16 protein-coding genes are annotated in these 18,737 nt (G+C 33.2%); 10 read left to right on the top strand and 6 right to left on the bottom strand.

The features are described from left to right. A complete protein-coding gene (locus AC37UB_RS03895) occupies positions 1–1,335 on the bottom strand; it encodes an FAD-dependent oxidoreductase (RefSeq protein ID WP_117973113.1) in 1,335 nt (444 codons plus the stop codon). Between the two features lie 349 nt (positions 1,336–1,684). On the opposite strand from AC37UB_RS03895, the gene AC37UB_RS03890 reads away from it, so the two are divergent. Then, positions 1,685–3,058, top strand: a complete 1,374-nt coding sequence (locus tag AC37UB_RS03890; protein ID WP_490685351.1) for a glycoside hydrolase family 1 protein — start codon at positions 1,685–1,687, stop codon at positions 3,056–3,058. 9 nt (positions 3,059–3,067) lie between these two features. Then, a complete protein-coding gene (locus tag AC37UB_RS03885; protein WP_117973111.1) occupies positions 3,068–3,928 on the top strand; it encodes an ROK family protein in 861 nt (286 codons plus the stop codon). Positions 3,929–3,951: 23 nt separating this feature from the next. Here AC37UB_RS03885 and AC37UB_RS03880 read toward each other — a convergent pair whose 3' ends face one another. Further along, a complete protein-coding gene (locus tag AC37UB_RS03880) occupies positions 3,952–4,941 on the bottom strand; it encodes an aldose epimerase family protein (protein WP_117973110.1) in 990 nt (329 codons plus the stop codon). Then, the gene (locus AC37UB_RS03875) at positions 4,938–5,519 is read right to left on the bottom strand and encodes an HAD hydrolase-like protein (RefSeq protein ID WP_117973109.1); all 582 of its coding nucleotides are present in this window, start codon (positions 5,517–5,519) and stop codon (positions 4,938–4,940) included. Before AC37UB_RS03875 ends, AC37UB_RS03880 begins: the two co-directional genes overlap by 4 nt. Before the next feature lie 260 nt (positions 5,520–5,779). On the opposite strand from AC37UB_RS03875, the gene ahpC reads away from it, so the two are divergent. The 4 genes from ahpC to AC37UB_RS03855 all read left to right on the top strand — a co-directional run bounded on the left by ahpC (position 5,780) and on the right by AC37UB_RS03855 (position 9,149). After that, a complete protein-coding gene (gene ahpC, locus AC37UB_RS03870; RefSeq protein WP_117973108.1) occupies positions 5,780–6,343 on the top strand; it encodes an alkyl hydroperoxide reductase subunit C in 564 nt (187 codons plus the stop codon). 10 nt (positions 6,344–6,353) lie between these two features. Next, on the top strand, positions 6,354–7,880 hold the full coding sequence (ahpF, locus tag AC37UB_RS03865) for an alkyl hydroperoxide reductase subunit F (protein ID WP_490685350.1): 1,527 nt from the start codon (positions 6,354–6,356) through the stop codon (positions 7,878–7,880). A gap of 122 nt (positions 7,881–8,002) precedes the next feature. Continuing rightward, a complete protein-coding gene (locus tag AC37UB_RS03860) occupies positions 8,003–8,323 on the top strand; it encodes a PadR family transcriptional regulator (RefSeq protein WP_071456497.1) in 321 nt (106 codons plus the stop codon). Between the two features lie 4 nt (positions 8,324–8,327). Continuing rightward, complete coding sequence (locus tag AC37UB_RS03855) at positions 8,328–9,149, top strand: DUF1129 domain-containing protein (RefSeq protein WP_117973106.1); 822 nt, start codon at positions 8,328–8,330, stop codon at positions 9,147–9,149. Between the two features lie 39 nt (positions 9,150–9,188). On the opposite strand, the gene AC37UB_RS03850 is transcribed toward AC37UB_RS03855, so the two are convergent. From AC37UB_RS03850 to AC37UB_RS03840, 3 genes are all read right to left on the bottom strand, one after another. Continuing rightward, positions 9,189–10,910: an ABC transporter permease/substrate binding protein gene (locus tag AC37UB_RS03850; protein WP_117973105.1), complete on the bottom strand. Its 1,722-nt coding sequence runs from the start codon at positions 10,908–10,910 to the stop codon at positions 9,189–9,191. Further along, positions 10,903–12,120: a quaternary amine ABC transporter ATP-binding protein gene (locus AC37UB_RS03845; RefSeq protein ID WP_117973104.1), complete on the bottom strand. Its 1,218-nt coding sequence runs from the start codon at positions 12,118–12,120 to the stop codon at positions 10,903–10,905. Before AC37UB_RS03845 ends, AC37UB_RS03850 begins: the two co-directional genes overlap by 8 nt. A 138-nt stretch (positions 12,121–12,258) precedes the next feature. Next, complete coding sequence (locus AC37UB_RS03840) at positions 12,259–12,894, bottom strand: GntR family transcriptional regulator (RefSeq protein WP_117973103.1); 636 nt, start codon at positions 12,892–12,894, stop codon at positions 12,259–12,261. A gap of 614 nt (positions 12,895–13,508) precedes the next feature. On the opposite strand from AC37UB_RS03840, the gene AC37UB_RS03835 reads away from it, so the two are divergent. The 4 genes from AC37UB_RS03835 to AC37UB_RS03820 all read left to right on the top strand — a co-directional run bounded on the left by AC37UB_RS03835 (position 13,509) and on the right by AC37UB_RS03820 (position 18,719). After that, on the top strand, positions 13,509–13,652 hold the full coding sequence (locus AC37UB_RS03835; protein WP_158559439.1) for a hypothetical protein: 144 nt from the start codon (positions 13,509–13,511) through the stop codon (positions 13,650–13,652). A gap of 153 nt (positions 13,653–13,805) precedes the next feature. After that, on the top strand, positions 13,806–15,959 hold the full coding sequence (locus tag AC37UB_RS03830; RefSeq protein ID WP_490685349.1) for a HelD family protein: 2,154 nt from the start codon (positions 13,806–13,808) through the stop codon (positions 15,957–15,959). A 68-nt stretch (positions 15,960–16,027) separates the two neighbouring features. After that, positions 16,028–16,807, top strand: coding sequence for a sulfite exporter TauE/SafE family protein (locus AC37UB_RS03825; protein WP_241699183.1), 780 nt, complete (start codon positions 16,028–16,030; stop codon positions 16,805–16,807). A 130-nt stretch (positions 16,808–16,937) separates the two neighbouring features. Next, complete coding sequence (locus AC37UB_RS03820; protein ID WP_117973100.1) at positions 16,938–18,719, top strand: oleate hydratase; 1,782 nt, start codon at positions 16,938–16,940, stop codon at positions 18,717–18,719. Positions 18,720–18,737 lie beyond the last annotated feature (18 nt).

Here is an 18,737-nt window from a genome sequence, read left to right as displayed (position 1 = left end):
TTAATCCATTGCTGCTTGTGCTAATAAATTTAAATAGTTCCACGGACGATCAAAATGAGGTTGGAAGAAGAAGTCGGATAGAGCTAAATCTTCAACAGTCATTTTATTTTGAATGGCTAAAGACAATGTATTTGCTGACTGAGTGATATCATATTTCGACATTAATTGACCGCCTAATATGCGTTTTGTATCCTTGTCAAAAACCAATTGCATCATAACTTTTTCCGTTGTAGGCATAAATTCTGGACGGTAGTTATCTTCTAAATATGCCATATCAGCATTAATTCCTTGAGCTAATGCATTTTCTATGGTTAAACCGGTTGATCCTATTTTCCAACCAAATAAGTATAATCCAGACGTTCCTTGAGTCCCACGATAAGCTAGAGTTGGTTTTTTAATATTTTTTCCAACTAATAAGCCTTGTCTAACGGCGTTTGTTGCTAAAGGAATATAGTTATCTGATTGTGTTGGGTTATAGTGAACAATTGCACTATCGCCTGCAGCAAAAATATCAGGTTGACTTGTTTGCATATACTCATTCACTTTAATCGCACCATTAGGTAATTTATCCACTTTGTCACCTAATAATTCTGTCGAAGGTTTAAATCCAACACACAGAATCACCATGTCAGCTTCAAATGATTTAGAAGCCGTATGTACTTTTTTCACATTAGAGTGCTCATCGGATTCAAAGTGTGCCACATTTTCTCCTAAAGCTAGTGTGACTCCTTGGTTCAATAACTCTTGTTCTAGTTTATCTGTAAATGGTTTGTCTAAATATTTATTTAATATACGGTCTAGACCATCGATTAAGGTGACATTTTTACCTGACTCGACAAACGCTTCAACTAACTCAATCCCAATATATCCACCACCAACCACAACGATTCTTTTGGCATCTTTAGCAGAGTCGATGATTTTATTTGCTTGATTATAATTTTTACATAATAAAATATTATTAGCTTCAATTCCTGGAATAGGAGGGATGATAGGCCATGAGCCTGTTGTCATCACTAATTTATCATATGACGTAATGCTTGTTTCATTTGTTTTCAAGTTGACAGCTGTCACTTGTTTAAGTTCAGTATCGATGGATGTCACATTATGCTCCATGTTTACTGTAGCACCTAGAGAAGCTAGCTCCTCAGGATTTGAGTAGAATAAGTCTTGCGCGTTTTTGACAACGCCACCAACGTAGAGCGCGATTCCACATGATAGGAACGACACATTATCGTTTCTTTCATAGACAATCACTTCAGCTTCTGGTGATTCTTTTAAAATACTTTTTACCGCAGATGTCCCCGCATGAGTACATCCTATAACAACAACTTTCATTGTATCCACCCTTACATGTATTTTTTATCACAAATATATCGATATGTGACATGTTCAAAATATAACAGAAAGTAAAATCAATGTATAACATTATGCTTGTGAATGATAAAGTATAAAAAGGGGTATTAATAAAATTCATGCTCATTAAATATCAAGTGTTTTGTGTTATATAGAGTTAGTTATGTAACATGAATGAACAGGTATCAAAAAAGATGTCTATTCTCTTTTTTTATAAAAAATTCACAATATTATATGATATACCAAATATTTTTTTTGATGTTTTTCTTTATAAAAGATATATCTTATTTTATAATGGATAGTAAAGATAATGAGATAAGGAGTGGGTATCATGTTAACATTTCCAGCTAATTTTTTATGGGGATCAGCAGCATCAGCACCTCAAACAGAAGGGCATTCATTAGGTAATGGAAAAAGTGCGACAACGTGGGATAAATGGTTTGAGTTAAATCCTGAGAAATTTCATGCAAATGAGGGACCAGAAAACACGTCTAATGTGTATGAGGAATACATTAATGATATTAAACGAATGAAAGAGATTGGATTAAATTCTTATCGAACCTCTATATCATGGGCAAGATTGTTACCGGATGGGAAAAAGATTAATCAAGAAGCTGTGGTGTTTTATCGAGATTACTTTCAAACGATGTTAGATGAAGGGATTCATCCAATCGTTAATTTGTTTCATTTTGATATGCCTTGGTGGCTAATGGAAAAAGGGGGTTGGGAGACAAGGGAATCAGTCGAAGCATTTCATTTTTATGCTAAAACAGCTTTTGAGTTATTTGGTGACTTGGTGAGTGATTGGGTAACATTCAATGAACCACTCGTTCATATTGAATGTGGGTATTTATATGGTTATCACTACCCAGCTATTGTTGATTTTAAAAAAGCGATTCAGGTTGGCTTTCATACACTGATGGCACATGTTTATGCAGTTAAAGCATTTCGAGATAATCGAAATGATGGCAGAATTGGTATTATATTAAACGTGACCCCTACATATGCTAAAAGTGATAGAAAACAAGATCAAGAAGCAAAAAGAAAAGCAGATTTATTAATAATAAAAAGTTTTTTAGATCCATGTGTATTAGGAACTATTCCGGCTGAATTAAGTGACTTATTATTAGAAAATGATTTAACTCCTGATAGTTTATCAGATGATAAAAAAATGATTTCTCTTAACCTTGTTGATTTTATCGGGATAAATTATTATCAACCAATGAGGGTTCAAGCCCCTAGAGAAATTCGACACCCAGCGATTTTCCCAACGGATTTTTATGAGCCATACGATTGGCCTGATAAGAGGGTTAACCCTTATCGTGGATGGGAAATTTATCCAGAAGCGATGTATGATGTGGCTATAATGATGAAAAACGATTATGGTAATATTCCGTGGTATGTATCAGAAAATGGAATGGGAGTCGCAGATGAAGAGCGTTTCATGGATGAATCTGGTATGATAATAGATGATTATCGAATTGAGTTTATGAAAGAGCATTTAGAATACCTACATCGAGGAATTGAAGAAGGTAGCAATTGTTTTGGTTACCATACATGGACATTTGTAGATTGTTGGTCATGGCTAAATGGTTATAAAAATCGTTATGGTTTTTATCGTATTGATTTAGAAAATTATTATAAACGTTCATTGAAGAAAAGTGGGTTATGGTTTAAAGAATTATCAAAAAGTAATGGATTTTGAGGTGATGACATGACAAATTTAGCCGTATTTGATATAGGAGGCACTGCTGTAAAATGTGGATTATGGGAAAATAATCAATTATCTTACCAATCTAAATTTATAACATCTAAAACATTGGATGATTTAGTAATGGATATGAAAAAAGTAATAAATCACTATCCTGTTGATATAGAAGGAATTGCTATTAGTGCACCCGGTGCTGTCAATGCCAGTACAAGAAAGATTGAAGGGATTAGTGCAGTGAAATACCTACATAATTGTTCTATTTTTGATATTTTTGAGAAGGCATTTTGTCTACCTGTTAGAATTGAAAACGATGCAAATTGTGCAGGCATCGCAGAAATGAGTTTAGGTGTAGGAAAAAATATAGAGAATGCTTTATTTGTTGTTTTGGGAACAGGCGTAGGTGGAGCTATATTTATCAATGGCTCGTTGTATAAAGGAACCCATTTATTTGGTGGAGAATTCGGATTGATGAAAAATCATACTAATCAGATATTAAGTGAAACAGGCACAATAGTCCGAGTAGCAGAAGCTTACTATAAAAAAACTGGTGAAAAAGTGGATGGAAAACAATTATTTGAATTAGCAAAGAAGAAAGACTCATTAGTCTTAGCATTATTAGACACTATGTATGAAAATATTGCACAAATACTTTATGATTTACAGGTTGCAATTGATCCAGAAATGATTATTATCGGCGGTGGTATTTCAGAACGTAAAGAAGTGATTGATGAACTTGAAAAACGGTTGTATCATAAGCTAGCAAGTGTTCATTTACCAAATATTATGCCGCAAATAGCAGCTTGTCAATTTAGAAATGACGCCAATTTAATTGGCGCTGCGACAAATTATCTAAACACTATATAAAAAAACCACATAAAGTGGTTTTTTTATATAACAGAAAACGCGTATGTTGTTTTCCATGTTTTAATTTGTTGCTCTTCTAAATCAATGTTTCCTAAGTTTGGGTGATTAACGATATCTGGAAGCTCCTGTGTTTCAATGGCAATCCCTAATTCAGAACACATTTTTTTGCCAGAAACAGATTGATTCATTTCAAAACCTGTTGTGGAAAAAATAACAACTGCTTGACGATCAGAGGAGATGCTAATGTTTCTTCCGTTACTTGGTTCACTTAATATAATTTGTGGTTGATTACCTTGTAATAAAAAGGCATCATCAAGACCATGTGAGAGTTCTTTCAAAGCGTGACTTAACAAGCGTGGTTTTCTAAAATCATAACCACTGTTATCAACCTCTAGTAGTTTTCCTGTTGGGATACTTTCATGGTCAGTTTCTAAGTATTTATCTGAGTGGATTTGTAGCATATGGTTTGTAATATCTTTTTTTGCTTGACCGTTTAAATTAAAGTAAATATGATTTGTTGGATTAACAATAGTATGACTATCTGAATGAACACTTGTTGTCATTTCAATCGAATCACTTGTTACTTTGTAAGAATTTTTGACATAAATTGGTCCAGGATAGTCAGTTAAGGTATCCTTTAACATAAAATGAACAGTGATTGACTCTTCTACTACTTCAACATCAAACAACCAAAATTGATGCCACCAACCATTACTCCCACCGTGTAAATGATGATTTCCATTATTTTTTTCAAACTGTTTATGGTTCCATATACCATTTTTGATTCGTCCGGCAACAGGTCCTACAAGTGCTCCAAATTGAGCTGTGTCAGTTAGTATTTCTTGTGGTGTATCTGGAGAAAGTAGGATATTTTCTTTTTTCCCTTGTTTATCAGGAATAATCCATTCTTGAATTCGAGCTCCAAAGTCAACAAACGTTACAGTATGATCTTTTACGGATACTGTGACATAATGAATATTCGTCGCTTTATCATGTTTAATAGTATAATTCATCGTTGTTCCTCCCAAATTTTTTTTAAATAAGCCATTGTAATCTCTTCTGTATTTTGAATACAGTGTACTCTTTTGTTATTAGAGTAATCTTGTGTTAAAAAAAGTAGCAGAGAAGGGTTATGGTTTAAGTCAGTTTTATGATCGACTATCATGATATCACTAGATTGATTGCTTAAATCATCTAAAGTAAGAATGTTGGTTTCATAATTTAGATCCAATTGTTTTAAAACGTTTTTTGCAAGAGGATTGTCTGAATAACAATTTATTTTAATCGATAAATGTTCCATCTCACTAAACAAATTGTCAATTCCTGGATAAAGGTCTTCAAAATTAAGTTTAGTTAAATAAGTTGAGTAATAGTCATTTTTCTTTTTAATAATGTCCTCTTTTTGGTCTGTATTTAAAGATAAAAGAGAGTGTAACCAATCATTTTTTCTAAAAATAATTTGTTCCTCATAAGATAGATTATCTGGCAAAAAAATATTAAAAAAATTAAAAGCGTATAAAAAGCTTTCATAGTGCATATGTGTTGTATCTGTGATGATACCATCCAATGCGAGTGTGACAGTAGAAAACACTTATTAGCACCTCTTTATCATATAGTTATAAAAATTACTATTATAATAGTCATTTTAACGAAAAAAAAGGCAATTGTCACTTGGATAGTAAAGCCTAATTAGATTAACTATAATTATGTTTTATGTGTTATATATATTATTTTATATTTAAAGTCAGTTATTTTAGGTTATATTTGACTTGTATATACCCTTAGATTATAATCATTATAAATAAGATTTTAGTTAATCTAGAATCAAAAATTAAACGGAGGGTTATGATTATGTCATTAATTGGAAAAGAAGTTGAAGAGTTTAAAGCACAAGCTTACCATAAAGGAGAATTTATTTCTGTTTCTAATGAGGATTTTAAAGGACAATGGAGTATTCTGTGTTTTTATCCAGCTGATTTCACATTTGTTTGTCCTACAGAACTTGAAGATTTACAAGACCAATACGCAACGTTAAAAAGTTTAGGGGTAGAGGTTTATTCTTGTTCAACAGACACACACTTTACGCACAAAGCATGGCATGATACATCTGATGCGATTGGTAAAATTGAATATATTATGATAGGAGACCCCTCACATGTTATTTCACGTCAATTTGATGTACTAGATGAAGCAGCAGGGGCCGCACAACGTGGTACATTTATTATTGATCCTGATGGTGTGGTTCAAACCATTGAAATCAATGCTGATGGCATTGGACGTGAAGCAAGTGTTTTAGTTGATAAAATTCGTGCAGCACAATATGTACGTGAAAATCCAGGGGAAGTTTGTCCTGCTAAATGGAAAGAAAATGGTGAAACATTAAAACCAAGTTTTGATTTAGTTGGAAAAATATAAGGAGAAAAACATGTTAGATAATGAAACAAAAGCACAATTAAAACAGTATTTAGAATTACTTGAATCAGATATTGAGTTTAAAGCTAGTTTAGATGAGAGTGAGCCATCTAATAAAGTACGAGAATTTTTGACTAGTGTTTGTGAATTATCGTCACGTCTAACTCTTGTAGAGAGTAGTCTGAACAGAACACCAAGTTTTGAAGTCAACCAACCCGGTCAAACAAGTGATGTGACGTTTGCAGGACTACCTTTAGGACATGAATTTCCTTCTTTTATATTGGCTTTATTACAAGTTAGTGGGCGAGCACCTAAAGTAGAAGAATCTGTCATTAAAACCATCAAAAAAATAGATCAACCATTATCATTTGAAACGTTTGTGAGCCTAACTTGCCATAATTGTCCAGATGTCGTTCAAGCACTAAATATCATGAGTATTGTTAATCCAAACATTTCTCACACGATGATTGAAGGCGGTATGTATCAAGACGAAGTTGATGAAAAAAAAGTCATGGCTGTGCCTACCGTTTTTCTAAATGGTGAAGAATTCTCAAGTGGACGTATGGAATTAAGTACTATTTTAGAAAAAATTCTTGGTAGTGTTGATATCAGTGATATCGATCAAGAAAATCCATATGATGTGCTTGTGATTGGTGGAGGACCTGCTGGTGGAGCTGCCGCCATTTATGCCGCAAGAAAAGGAATCCGTACTGGAATGGTAGTTGATACATTTGGTGGACAAGTGATGGATACGCTAGGCATTGAAAATGTCATCGGAACTCCTTATATAGAAGGTCCACAGCTGATGAATCAGATAGAAGAGCATGTGAACCAATACAATGTTGATATTATGAAAAATCAACGAGCAACTGATATTCACAAAAATGAGTTTGTCGAAGTGTCTCTGAAAAGTGGCGCAGTGATAAAAACAAAATCATTGGTTATCTCAACTGGTGCTAGATGGCGAAACATCAACGTACCTGGTGAAAAAGAATTTAAAAATAAAGGGATTGCCTATTGCCCTCATTGTGATGGACCGCTTTTTGCTGGAAAAGACATTGCAGTTATTGGTGGAGGAAATTCTGGTATTGAGGCTGCTATTGATTTAGCTGGTATGGGAAAACATGTTTATGTACTAGAATTTTTACCTGAATTAAAAGCCGATAAAGTGTTACAAGATAAGTTATATTCATTATCCAATGTTACGGTAATAACGAATGCGGCAACTAAATCAATTGAGGGTAGTGATAGTGTTGAAAAATTAGTTTATGAAGATGTTAATACGAAAGACCAACATGAATTAAATGTCAGTGGTGTGTTCATTTTGATTGGGTTAGTACCCAATACAGAATGGTTGCCAGACACAATTGATACAACAGATCGTGGTGAAATCTTAGTTGATAGCCATGGTATGACTAATGTTCCAGGCGTTTTTGCTGCAGGAGATTGTACAAATAGTGCGTACAAACAAATTATCATCTCTATGGGAAGTGGTGCAACAGCTGCTTTAGGTGCGTTTGATTATTTAATTCGTCAATAACTAAAAAAACTGATTCCGATTATGGGGTCAGTTTTTTTTTGCACGCTATTATGTTTTACATAGTAGTTGTATTGTGATATATTGTATTCAGTAGTTGGTATGACATAGTAGTGGAGGAGAACATGAAACAAACTCAATTATTAAAAGGGATTCTTGAAGGGTGTGTACTATCTATCTTAAAAGATGAGACAACATATGGTTATGAATTAGTTCAAAAATTAATTCAGTTTGGGTTCGCCGATTTAAGTGCGGGGACAGTGTATCCTTTATTACAAAAATTGGAAAAGCAACATATGATTTCTGGTGAACTAAGAGCCTCGCCAGATGGCCCAAATCGTAAGTATTACTCGCTCACAGAAGAGGGAATAGACCGTTTGGAAGAGTTTAATGATCAATGGGAAAAACTCAGTGACATTGTGAATGTCATATTAAAAAGGGGATAAGGTAATGATAGAGGAAATGATTGAAAAAAATAATGAGTTAAGAGATAAATTAACACCAGAGAATAAAAAATATTATGAGAAAATATTACTATATACACGATTTAAAGGATTGTTTGGCGATGATGAGATTATTGAAACGGCATTATTAAATATCTTATATGATTTACTTGATGCACAAGAATCAGGTATTTCAGCTGAAGATTATTTCGGTAAAGAACCGAAAAGTTATTTAGATGAGTTGTTCAAAGAGATGCCACAAGTTCCTTTAAGAAAAAAATTATCCATATTTTATATGGTGTTTGGAATTAGCTCAGGATTTTCTTTATTTAGTACACTCACACAAAGAAATCCTTCAATAAATATTTTGACCATTTTATTAAATGGAGTACTTAGCATGTTGTTAGTATTTAGTGTGTTTAAATATTTAGAAAAAATGACGTTTAAAGTCAGTAAGCAATCAAAAATTCTAGAATATATAGGTGCTTTCGTTATTGGCGGATTGTTAACAGTGGGCTACATTGGTTCGGTTATGATAGGAAATAGGTTTTTATCTATTCCGCTTCCTTTATACCTGTCAATTTTTGTTATAGTTATTGCAATGATAGTTGTTTCGTATGTTATTATCAGAAGAAAAAATAAACCCTATTATAGTTACCTAGTCTTTGGTTGGGGAATTACTTTTTTTACTACAATAAGTAGATTGCCACAGACACAAAAATGGTTTGAATCAGAGCCTGTCATGATAGGAAGTATCATAGTGATATTATTAGGTAGTTTTTTAACTGCAAGATTTTCTCAAAAATCTATTTTAGAAGAAGACAAATAAAAAAGAAACTCGTAAATTTACGAGTTTCTTTTTTTGGTTTTATTTTAACCAACTTTCAACTTTATCTTGGTTGTTGTCGACCCATTCTTTTGCAGCTACTTCAGGACTTTCTCCTTCATTAATAGCTAACATGACTGTTCCCATATCTTCGGTTGTCCAGTTGAAGTTTTTTAAGATTTTATAAGCTTCTGGTGAATCATCTTTCAACCCTAAACGAGTAAATGTGTTGATTTGTTCAGGAGCCCCCATCGCTTCTTTAGGATCTTCTAAATATTTTAAATCATATTTAGAGAACATCCAATGAGGAGTCCAACCTGTAATAATAATTGGTTCTTTATTTTTGATCGCTTGATCAAGAGCAACAACCATTGCTCCAGAAGAAGATGTCTCAACTTTCCAATCATTTAAGTTTGGATAAGTTTTAATTGTATTGTTAGCAGCTGTTACGACTCCAGCGCCAGGTTCAATTCCTGTAATAGTTTTATCAGCTTGGTTTGATAAATCTTCAATAGAAGAAACATCCATATAACTAGGAACAACTAACCCAACTTTTGCTCCGTCTAAATTTGGACCAAGAATATCAATTTTGTCTTTATATTGATCAGCTTGAGCTTTATGAGTACTAGGCAACCAAGCAGACACACTAGCATCAGCTTTTCCTGTTGCAACAGATTCCCACATAATAGCATTATCTAGTGGCGTTGTTTCAACGTCAAATCCTTGACGCTTCAATACTTCTGCTAATACATGTGTTGAGGCAACTTCTGAATCCCATTCAACATAAGCCAAGTTAATTTTTTTATCACTTGATTTATTTGAAGATAGGAACATAGATGAGCCAATGGCAGCAACTAAAACTGCAACAGCTGCAATAATTGTTACTTTTTTCTGCTTAGGATTTGTGGCTTTTGTTTTTTTAGCACGTGGTTTATTGACATACTGTGTGAATCGATCGATGATAATCGCTAAAATAACTAAAGCTAATCCATTAACAAACCCATTACCAACTTGTGCACGTTGTAAGGCTGATAATACACCTCGACCTAAACCAGGAGCACCAATCATTGATGCAATAACCACCATTGATAGAGCAAGCATTGTTGTTTGATTAATACCGGCTAAGATAGTACTTTTTGCTAGTGGTAATTCTAATTTAAATAATTTTTGCTTTCCTGTACTACCAAATGAATCGGCCGCTTCGACTAATTCCTCTGGTACTTGGCGAATACCTAAATTCGTGAAACGAACAGTTGGTGGTAATGCGAATATAACTGACGCAAAAACCCCTGGAACCATCCCAATACCAAAGAATGCAACAGCTGGAATTAAGTAAACAAAACCAGGCATTGTCTGCATAAAGTCTAAGATAGGAGTTAAAATAGCTTGAGCTTTATCACTTTTAGCCATTAAAATCCCAAGTGGCACACCAATAATAATAGAGAGAACACTTGAAATTAAAACTAGTGTCACTGTATTCATTAAATCAGCCCAGAGACCTTGGTTTAAAATAAACAATAGACCAAGAAATGTGAAAATAGTTAGCCCTTTTTTCTTATCTGAAATATAGAAAGCTAGAGCAGTTATTAAGATAATAAAAATCAGTGGTGGAATGGCAGTTAATAAATTTGTCATGCCTCCCATTACTTGTTTTCCTAGATTTTCAATTAAAGCAAATAATCCTGAAAAGGTATTTGTAAACCAATCTGTGATATTTTCTACCCAGTCTGCAACTGGTAAAGCATTCATTAGTATACTATTCATTATCCATCACCTCATTTTCATCAGTTGTTTCAGCTAGTGCTTCAATCACGCTTCCTCGAATCACAACACCTAACAAGCGATCGTTATCTTCATTGTCAACAACAGCTAGTGGTGTTGGAGAATCATAGATGAGAGGGAAAATATCACTAATTAGCATATCTTTTTCCACTGTAATAATATTTTTATCTAAGACATCATGTAGTGTTTGTTTGTTTTTTCTAGCTTCTGCAGCAGCATCTGCTGTAATAGTACCTAGTAATTCACGTTTTTTATTTATAGCAACTAACATACTAACTTCTTCACTTCTCATACGTTGTAGGGCAACGTTTGGTCCGTCAATATCAAGATTAGTTGTTATTGCAGGCACCATGATATTTTGTGCCGTTAAGACTTTTGAACGGTCAACATCTTCAACGAATTCACGGACGTAATCATTGGCTGGATTTGTTAGGATTTCTTCACCAGTACCAATTTGCATAATTTGACCATCTTTCATTAAAGCAATTCTATCCCCAATTCTCAAAGCTTCATTTAAATCATGGGTGATAAAGATAATGGTTTTTTTCACTTTATCTTGCAATTCAATTAACTCATCTTGCATTTCACGACGAATTAATGGATCAAGTGCTGAAAAGGCTTCGTCCATTAATAAGATTTCTGGATCATTTGCTAAGGCACGTGCTAATCCTACACGTTGTTGCATCCCACCTGATAATTGATCAGGGTATTGATCTTTAAAAGTAAGTAAACCAGAATTTTCTAATGCTTTTTCGGCACGTTGTTGTCGTTCTTCTTTTTCAACACCACGAACTTCTAAACCATATTCTGTATTTTCTAAAATTGTACGATGTGGAAATAAGCCGAAATTTTGGAATACCATACTCATTTTATGACGTCTTACTTCTCTTAATTCATCTTTATCAAGTTTGGCAATATCTTGTCCGTCAATATAAATATCACCAGAAGTTGGCTCAATAATTCGATTAATTAGACGAATTAATGTTGACTTACCACTACCAGAAAGCCCCATGATAACGAAAATTTCGCCTTCTTTGACGTCGAAATTAACATCATATACACCAACAGTTGCCCCAGTTTCTTTGACAATGTCTGTTTTGGATTTTTTTTCTTTTACCATTTGTAAAGCAACCTGTTGTTGTTGTTTTTTACCAAAAATTTTGGTCAAATTTTCAACCTTTACTTTAGTCATTACAAAACTCCTTTATATAATTTCTTTTTTACTCGAAGTGACCACACTATATTATAACGAAATGGTCACTTTGTCAAAGATAAAAAAGCCTTATTATCATATTTTCTGAAAATAAAATGATAATAAGGCTTGATATAACTAGGATTCAGATGGATAAAAAAAATTTGAGAGACGTTGTTTTGAAAATTCATCTCCAATGAAATATAAAATGTCACCAGCAGTTATTTTTGCGTAAGGACCAGGTGATACGAGAAGCTGTTGGTCATGTAATATAGCGACAACTGTTGCGGATGTTTCTTGCCATAGATTTAAGTCTTTGATGGTTTGATTGAGATACTTTGCTTCGTTTGTTAAAAGTAGCTCAGATGGAAGAAGTGGATTGGCATGATTGATTTTTTTTGTTTGAGAAACAAGTAAATTCGCTAAATCAGTTAAGTCATCCAATTCCTTTTTTTGTTGTTGAATATTCATTAGTAAGTCTTGTTTGATTTCTTCAATATTTTGGACATCTTTATATTGTGATAAAAAAGAGGTTGCTTTTTCTTTTGATGCTACAATGACACCACTGCCATGTTTGACTTCCATAATACCAACATCAACTAAAATATTGACAGCTTTTCTGGCTGTTTCGGGTGATACACTAAAAGTATTAGCTAAAGTTGATCTGGCATGAATTTTGTCACCAACTTTATAGTAATTCGTATCAATTCGTTCAGCAATTTCAATTGCCACTTGTTGATACTTAGGTAATATAATTTTTTTATGTTTGACCATGTTGCTCGACCCTTTCTACGTTACTTATTATCGCTATCGTACTAAAAAAAGAACTAAAATGCAAAAAGGTTTTTTATTGACTAACTGGTATTTGGATTCTAATAAACATATTTCTCTCTAGTTTTGAAGTATGTGACATTTTTCTGATAACTTCACATAAATAGTCACCATTAATTCGTCTGTGTGAGGTAGTCACTTTGTCTTTAAAGGCTATGAAACATCTTTTTTTCTTTAACGAAAGACTGATAGTAATCAATTACAAATTCGCTAGATTTTAAAGTCACAACATTTGATAAATGGTTCAAATCAGCCGAACAAAAAACGAAAAAATTATTGGAGTAAAGAGTATCTTGAAGTAAATCAATCTGTTTGATGATAGACTCAACATGACTGAACTGTCTCAGATATCTTTCATATTACATGCTCGATAAATCATAGATATTGACATCAATTGTGTACGTATATAGGTAACGAGTTGGGAATGATTGGTATTCAAAAGATTGAATTTCTCTATTTTTTTGGTAAATCATGTTATTATTTAAAAATATTTCAGTGATATTGATTTGTTGCTGAATTTTTTTGTTGTTCTTTTAATGCGTTAAGATTTAACGCCAATGTTTCATGTATCCTTGGCTCATACATGTGCGACTGTTGTGAATCGCACTCCATCATTATTACAAGCACCAGCAGGATTTATCACAGCAGAAAAATTAAACGAAGTAGAATTTACTACTTATCCATTACATATGTATAAATAAAAATAGGGTAAACCGCGGGGATACTTTTTAAGTATTTACCGCAGTCTTTTAGATTATTTCGCTAAACGAGTGTTCTTATCTTGTCTTAGAAAAAAAATGATGATATGATTATTCTTTAATAATGCAGTTCCATGTTGAAAGGAATGAACATCATTGTCTGAAAAAATTCGACAACAAGAAGAAGATTATTTGAAATCAACGTATCATCAGTTGCAGAAAACACAGAAAACACTTAGTGAGTGGTTAAATGAAACAAAGCAATCTGGTCAAACGATGATGAGCAAAATTACAGAAGACATTAAACTAAATGTAGATGGCATATCTGATAAGTTAGATAGTTTTTCGCAAATAGAAATGAAAAATCGTGAAATTGATCAGTATAATATCAAAATTAGAAATGGTGAAGTCACTTTAGATAAAGTTAATCGATTATTAGAAAATCCATATTTTGGAAAAATTAAAGTCGATTTTTTAGATGAAGAAGAGCCAGAGTCTTTTTATATTGGGATGCATGGTTTTTCAGATGCTAATAATGATAACTTGATTTATGATTGGCGCTCTCCAATAGCTGAATTATTCTATAATAATGAAATAGGCCCTTCATTATATAACGTGAGAGGAAATGCCATTGAAACATCCATTGAAGAACGACGTCAATTTGTCATTGAAAAAGACAAGCTGATTACTTATTTCGATACGATGGTGTCGATTCAAGATGATGTATTGCTCGATGCTTTAGCAAAAGATGATACCAAAAAAATGCGGGACATCACAGCGACAATTCAAAAAGAACAAAATGTGATTATTCGTGACACAAGTACGCCTTATATGTTAGTCAATGGAGTGGCAGGTAGTGGGAAAACATCAGCTATTATGCAACGAATCGCGTACTTACTATATAATATGCAAGATGACATTACCTCTGATGATGTGTTGATACTGTCTCCAAACAAAGCGTTTATTCAATATGTGTCAGACGTATTGCCATCATTAGGAGAAAAAAATCCACGCAACATGACATTGTTACAATTTGCTCAAAGTTATATGCGTCGACATATTGAGTCAGAAGAAAATTATTTCAAACGAATTTCTAAAGAGAGCGTGTCAAAAGAAACAGAGTACTTAAGAGATGGTCAGTTTATTCATTACATAAAAGATAATGTTTATCGAGAGTTTGATAGTAGTAAATTGTTTGATGATATTACACTACGTGATAAAACGATTATTTCAAAGGAACATATCAAACAATTATTTGATGAAACACCAAACAATAGTCCGCATGTTGACCGAGTACAAGGAGTAAAACAACGCTTGTTAAGTAGTTGGAATCAACGTTTAATCAAACAATCTAGAACTAAAAAAATCCATGACCAAGTCACATCTTTAACAGAAGAGCAACAAGAAAAATACTTTGGGCATTTAATCCAAGATGATTCTGAAAAAAGCTTAACACGTTATGCTGAACAACTTTTAAGAAAGAAATATAAAAAAGTAACACAGCAAATCAATCGTTATCGTTGGCTAAATCAGGAGATTTTATTTAATGAATTATTTAAAGGATTTTCGGGTGTCACATATCAAAGACAAATGGCTCCTATTACGTTAGATGAAGCTATTGCAATATTGACGATTACACATTATTACGTAGAACGACTTACTATGCCAAATATGCGATTTGTCTTAGTGGATGAAGTACAAGACTACACTCCAGCACAGTTACAATTCTTACTGTTGTTGTTTCCAAAAAGTGATTTTACTATGGTGGGGGATGAGAATCAGGCTATTTTTAATACAAACACACCATTTAAAGCAATTGAAGCATTGTTTACCTCTGATGGTAAAGAATTAACGACCTATCAACTATTGACGAGTTATCGTTCGACAGGGGCTATTACGAAAGCATTTAATGAATTATCTTTATCAAAAAATGCAACAATTGTGCCAATCAGACCACAAGGAGACGAACCTGTGCTGATTCAGTATAACGAGTTATCTGATATCAACACAATCGTAACGGATATTTTAACAGAATTGAACGGCGAAACATTAACCATTATTGTTAAAACAGAGGACGAAAAAGAATTACTTGAACGTTGGTTTGACAAGTCATTGAATGTGCAGGTGACAAGTATTAACTTAGCTAAAGGTCTTGAATTTGATAATGTGCTACTCTGGGGTGCGTCAAGTGAGCATTACCATGACATTAGAGATCAAAAAATACTATATACAGCCTTTTCTCGTGCTATGAATCGACTGTATATTGCGTACGATAAAAACATCTCGCCACTTCTATCTTATTTATTTTAATATTAATAGACAGACTACTTATCACCCGATAAACTAGGAGGTAAGTAGTCTTTTTTAGGAGGGAAAACATGGTTGGTTGGGTTTATTTTTTCATTATTATTTTTGCAAATAGTATAGGTGCCGTATCAGGTATGGGTGGAGGAGTGATCATCAAACCATTATTTGATACATTAGGATTTCATGACGTATTAAGTATTTCATTTTACTCAACTGTAGCTGTTTTAAGTATGTCGATCGTCTCAACAATCAGGCAAGCACAAAATGGGATTAAAATAAATTGGTCATTTGCATTATGGCTATCTTTTGGTTCTGTCTTAGGTGGTATATTTGGCAGTCTTGGATTGGACAAATTAGTTGGTATCATGCCTTCTGAAAAGATCGTCTCATTGGTTCAAATCGTCTTGATTGTTGCAACGTTACTCTTTTCATATGCATATAGTAAAAAGCACTGGAGAGGGTACCAGTTAAACAGTACGATTTCTATTCTAGGATGTGGGTTATTTTTAGGAGCGATTGCTAGTTTTCTAGGAATAGGGGGAGGACCTTTAAATGTGGCTCTATTGATGATGCTGTTTCAAGTACCCATTAAAGATGCCACAGTATATTCTATTATTACGATTCTTTTTTCACAATTATCAAAGGTTATCACGATTTCAGTAAGTACCGGATTTTCTCAATTTGATTTAAGTTTACTTATATATATCATTCCAGCTGGTATTATTGGTGGCTTTTTAGGAGCCTATTTAAGTAAAATAGTATCGTCAGAAAAAGTGACGACAATTTATCAATTTGTGATAATTGGAGTTCTTTTTGTCAATTTTTATAATGCGTACAAATTATTCTTATAAGAATTTTAACTTTTGAGGAACAAATGGTCTCTTTTGTCATTTTAAACGCGTTAAATAAAATGTTTTTTTAGATTGTGTGCGTTAGAATAGTCTTTAGTAAGAGTAGAAACAAATACTGGAGGTTATGATAATGTATACAAGTAATGGAAATTATGAAGCATTTGCTCGACCAAAGAAACCAGAAAGAACAGATAAAATTTCAGCTGTTTATTTAGTAGGCTCAGGATTAGCCTCATTATCTGCAGCAGCTTTTTTAATCAGAGATGCTCAATTACCAGGTAATAAAATTACGATTTTAGAAGAGTTACCACTTCCAGGTGGATCTCTTGATGGCATTGATAAAGATCACTATGGTTTTGTTATACGTGGTGGTCGTGAGATGGAAAATCACTTTGAATGTTTATGGGATTTATATCGTTCAGTTCCATCGTTAGAGGTAGAAAATGCCTCAGTATTAGATGAATTTTATTGGTTAAATAAAGAAGACCCCAACTCATCCGAATGTCGCTTGATTCATAGTCAAGGTATTCAATCAGATACGGATGGAAAATTTACATTGACTGAAAAGGGATTAAAAGAAATTATCTCATTGTGTTTAACTAAAGAAGATGACTTACAAGATAAAAGAATTGATGAAGTCTTTTCACAAGAATTTTTTGACTCTAATTTTTGGAAATATTGGTGTACAATGTTTGCCTTTGAAAACTGGCATTCAGCAATGGAAATGCGTCGCTACTTAATGCGTTTTGTGCATCATATTGATGGATTAGCAGATTTTAGTGCATTGAAATTCACAAAATACAATCAGTATGAATCTCTGGTGATGCCATTAGTTGACTATTTAACTGAGCAAGGTGTGACAGTTCAATACAATACAAAAGTTGATAATATCATCGTGAATTGTTCTAACAATCAAAAAATAGCTGAAAAATTAGAATTAATAGTAGACGGTAAAGAACAAACAATCGAGTTAAAAGAAGACGATTTAGTGTTTGTAACAAATGGTTCAATCACTGAAAGTTCAACTTATGGTACACAAACAACACCAGCGCCAATTCCAAGTACAGAAGATCTTGGTGGTAGTTGGAATCTATGGAAAAAATTAGCTGAACAATGTGATGAATTTGGTCACCCAGAAAAATTCTGTGAAAACTTACCAAGTGAAAGCTGGGTTATATCAGCTACAATTACAACATTAGATAAAAAAATAGCACCATATCTTGAAAATATCAGTAAAAGAGATCCTTATTCAGGTCGTGTTGTGACAGGTGGGATTGTCTATTCTGAAGATTCAAATTGGCGTCAAAGTTACACTATTAATCGTCAACCGCACTTTAAAAAACAACCTAAAGATGAATTAGTTATCTGGTTTTACGCATTGTGTTCAAACAAAGATGGAAATTATGTGAAGAAACCAATTACCTCATGTACTGGTGAAGAAATAGCGAAAGAATGGTTGTATCATATCGGGGTACCCGTTGATAAGATTGATGATTTAGCTAAAAATTCTGTTAATGTTATCCCAACTTATATGCCATTTATTACGTCTTACTTTATGCCAAGAGCAAATGGTGATAGACCATTAGTTGTCCCAAATGGTTCTAAAAATCTAGCATTCATTGGAAATTTTGCTGAAACGAAACGAGACACAGTGTTTACAACAGAGTATTCTGTTAGAACAGCGATGGAAGCTGTGTATGAATTAATGGACGTTGATAGAGGCGTACCTGAAGTATTCGCATCAGCATTTGATATTCGAACATTACTTCGTGCAACTTATTATTTAACAGATAAGAAAACTCTCCCTGAAATAAAAGTACCTTGGTTAATGAGTAAGGTTGAAAAACATGAACTGAAAAAAATTCAAGGCACATTTGTTGAAGAGTTATTAAAAGATAATCATTTATTATAATTGAAAAAGCAACTTCAA

The organism is Vagococcus changpingensis (genome assembly GCF_058211775.1).
This window is presented reverse-complemented; position numbering and strand designations above follow the sequence as displayed.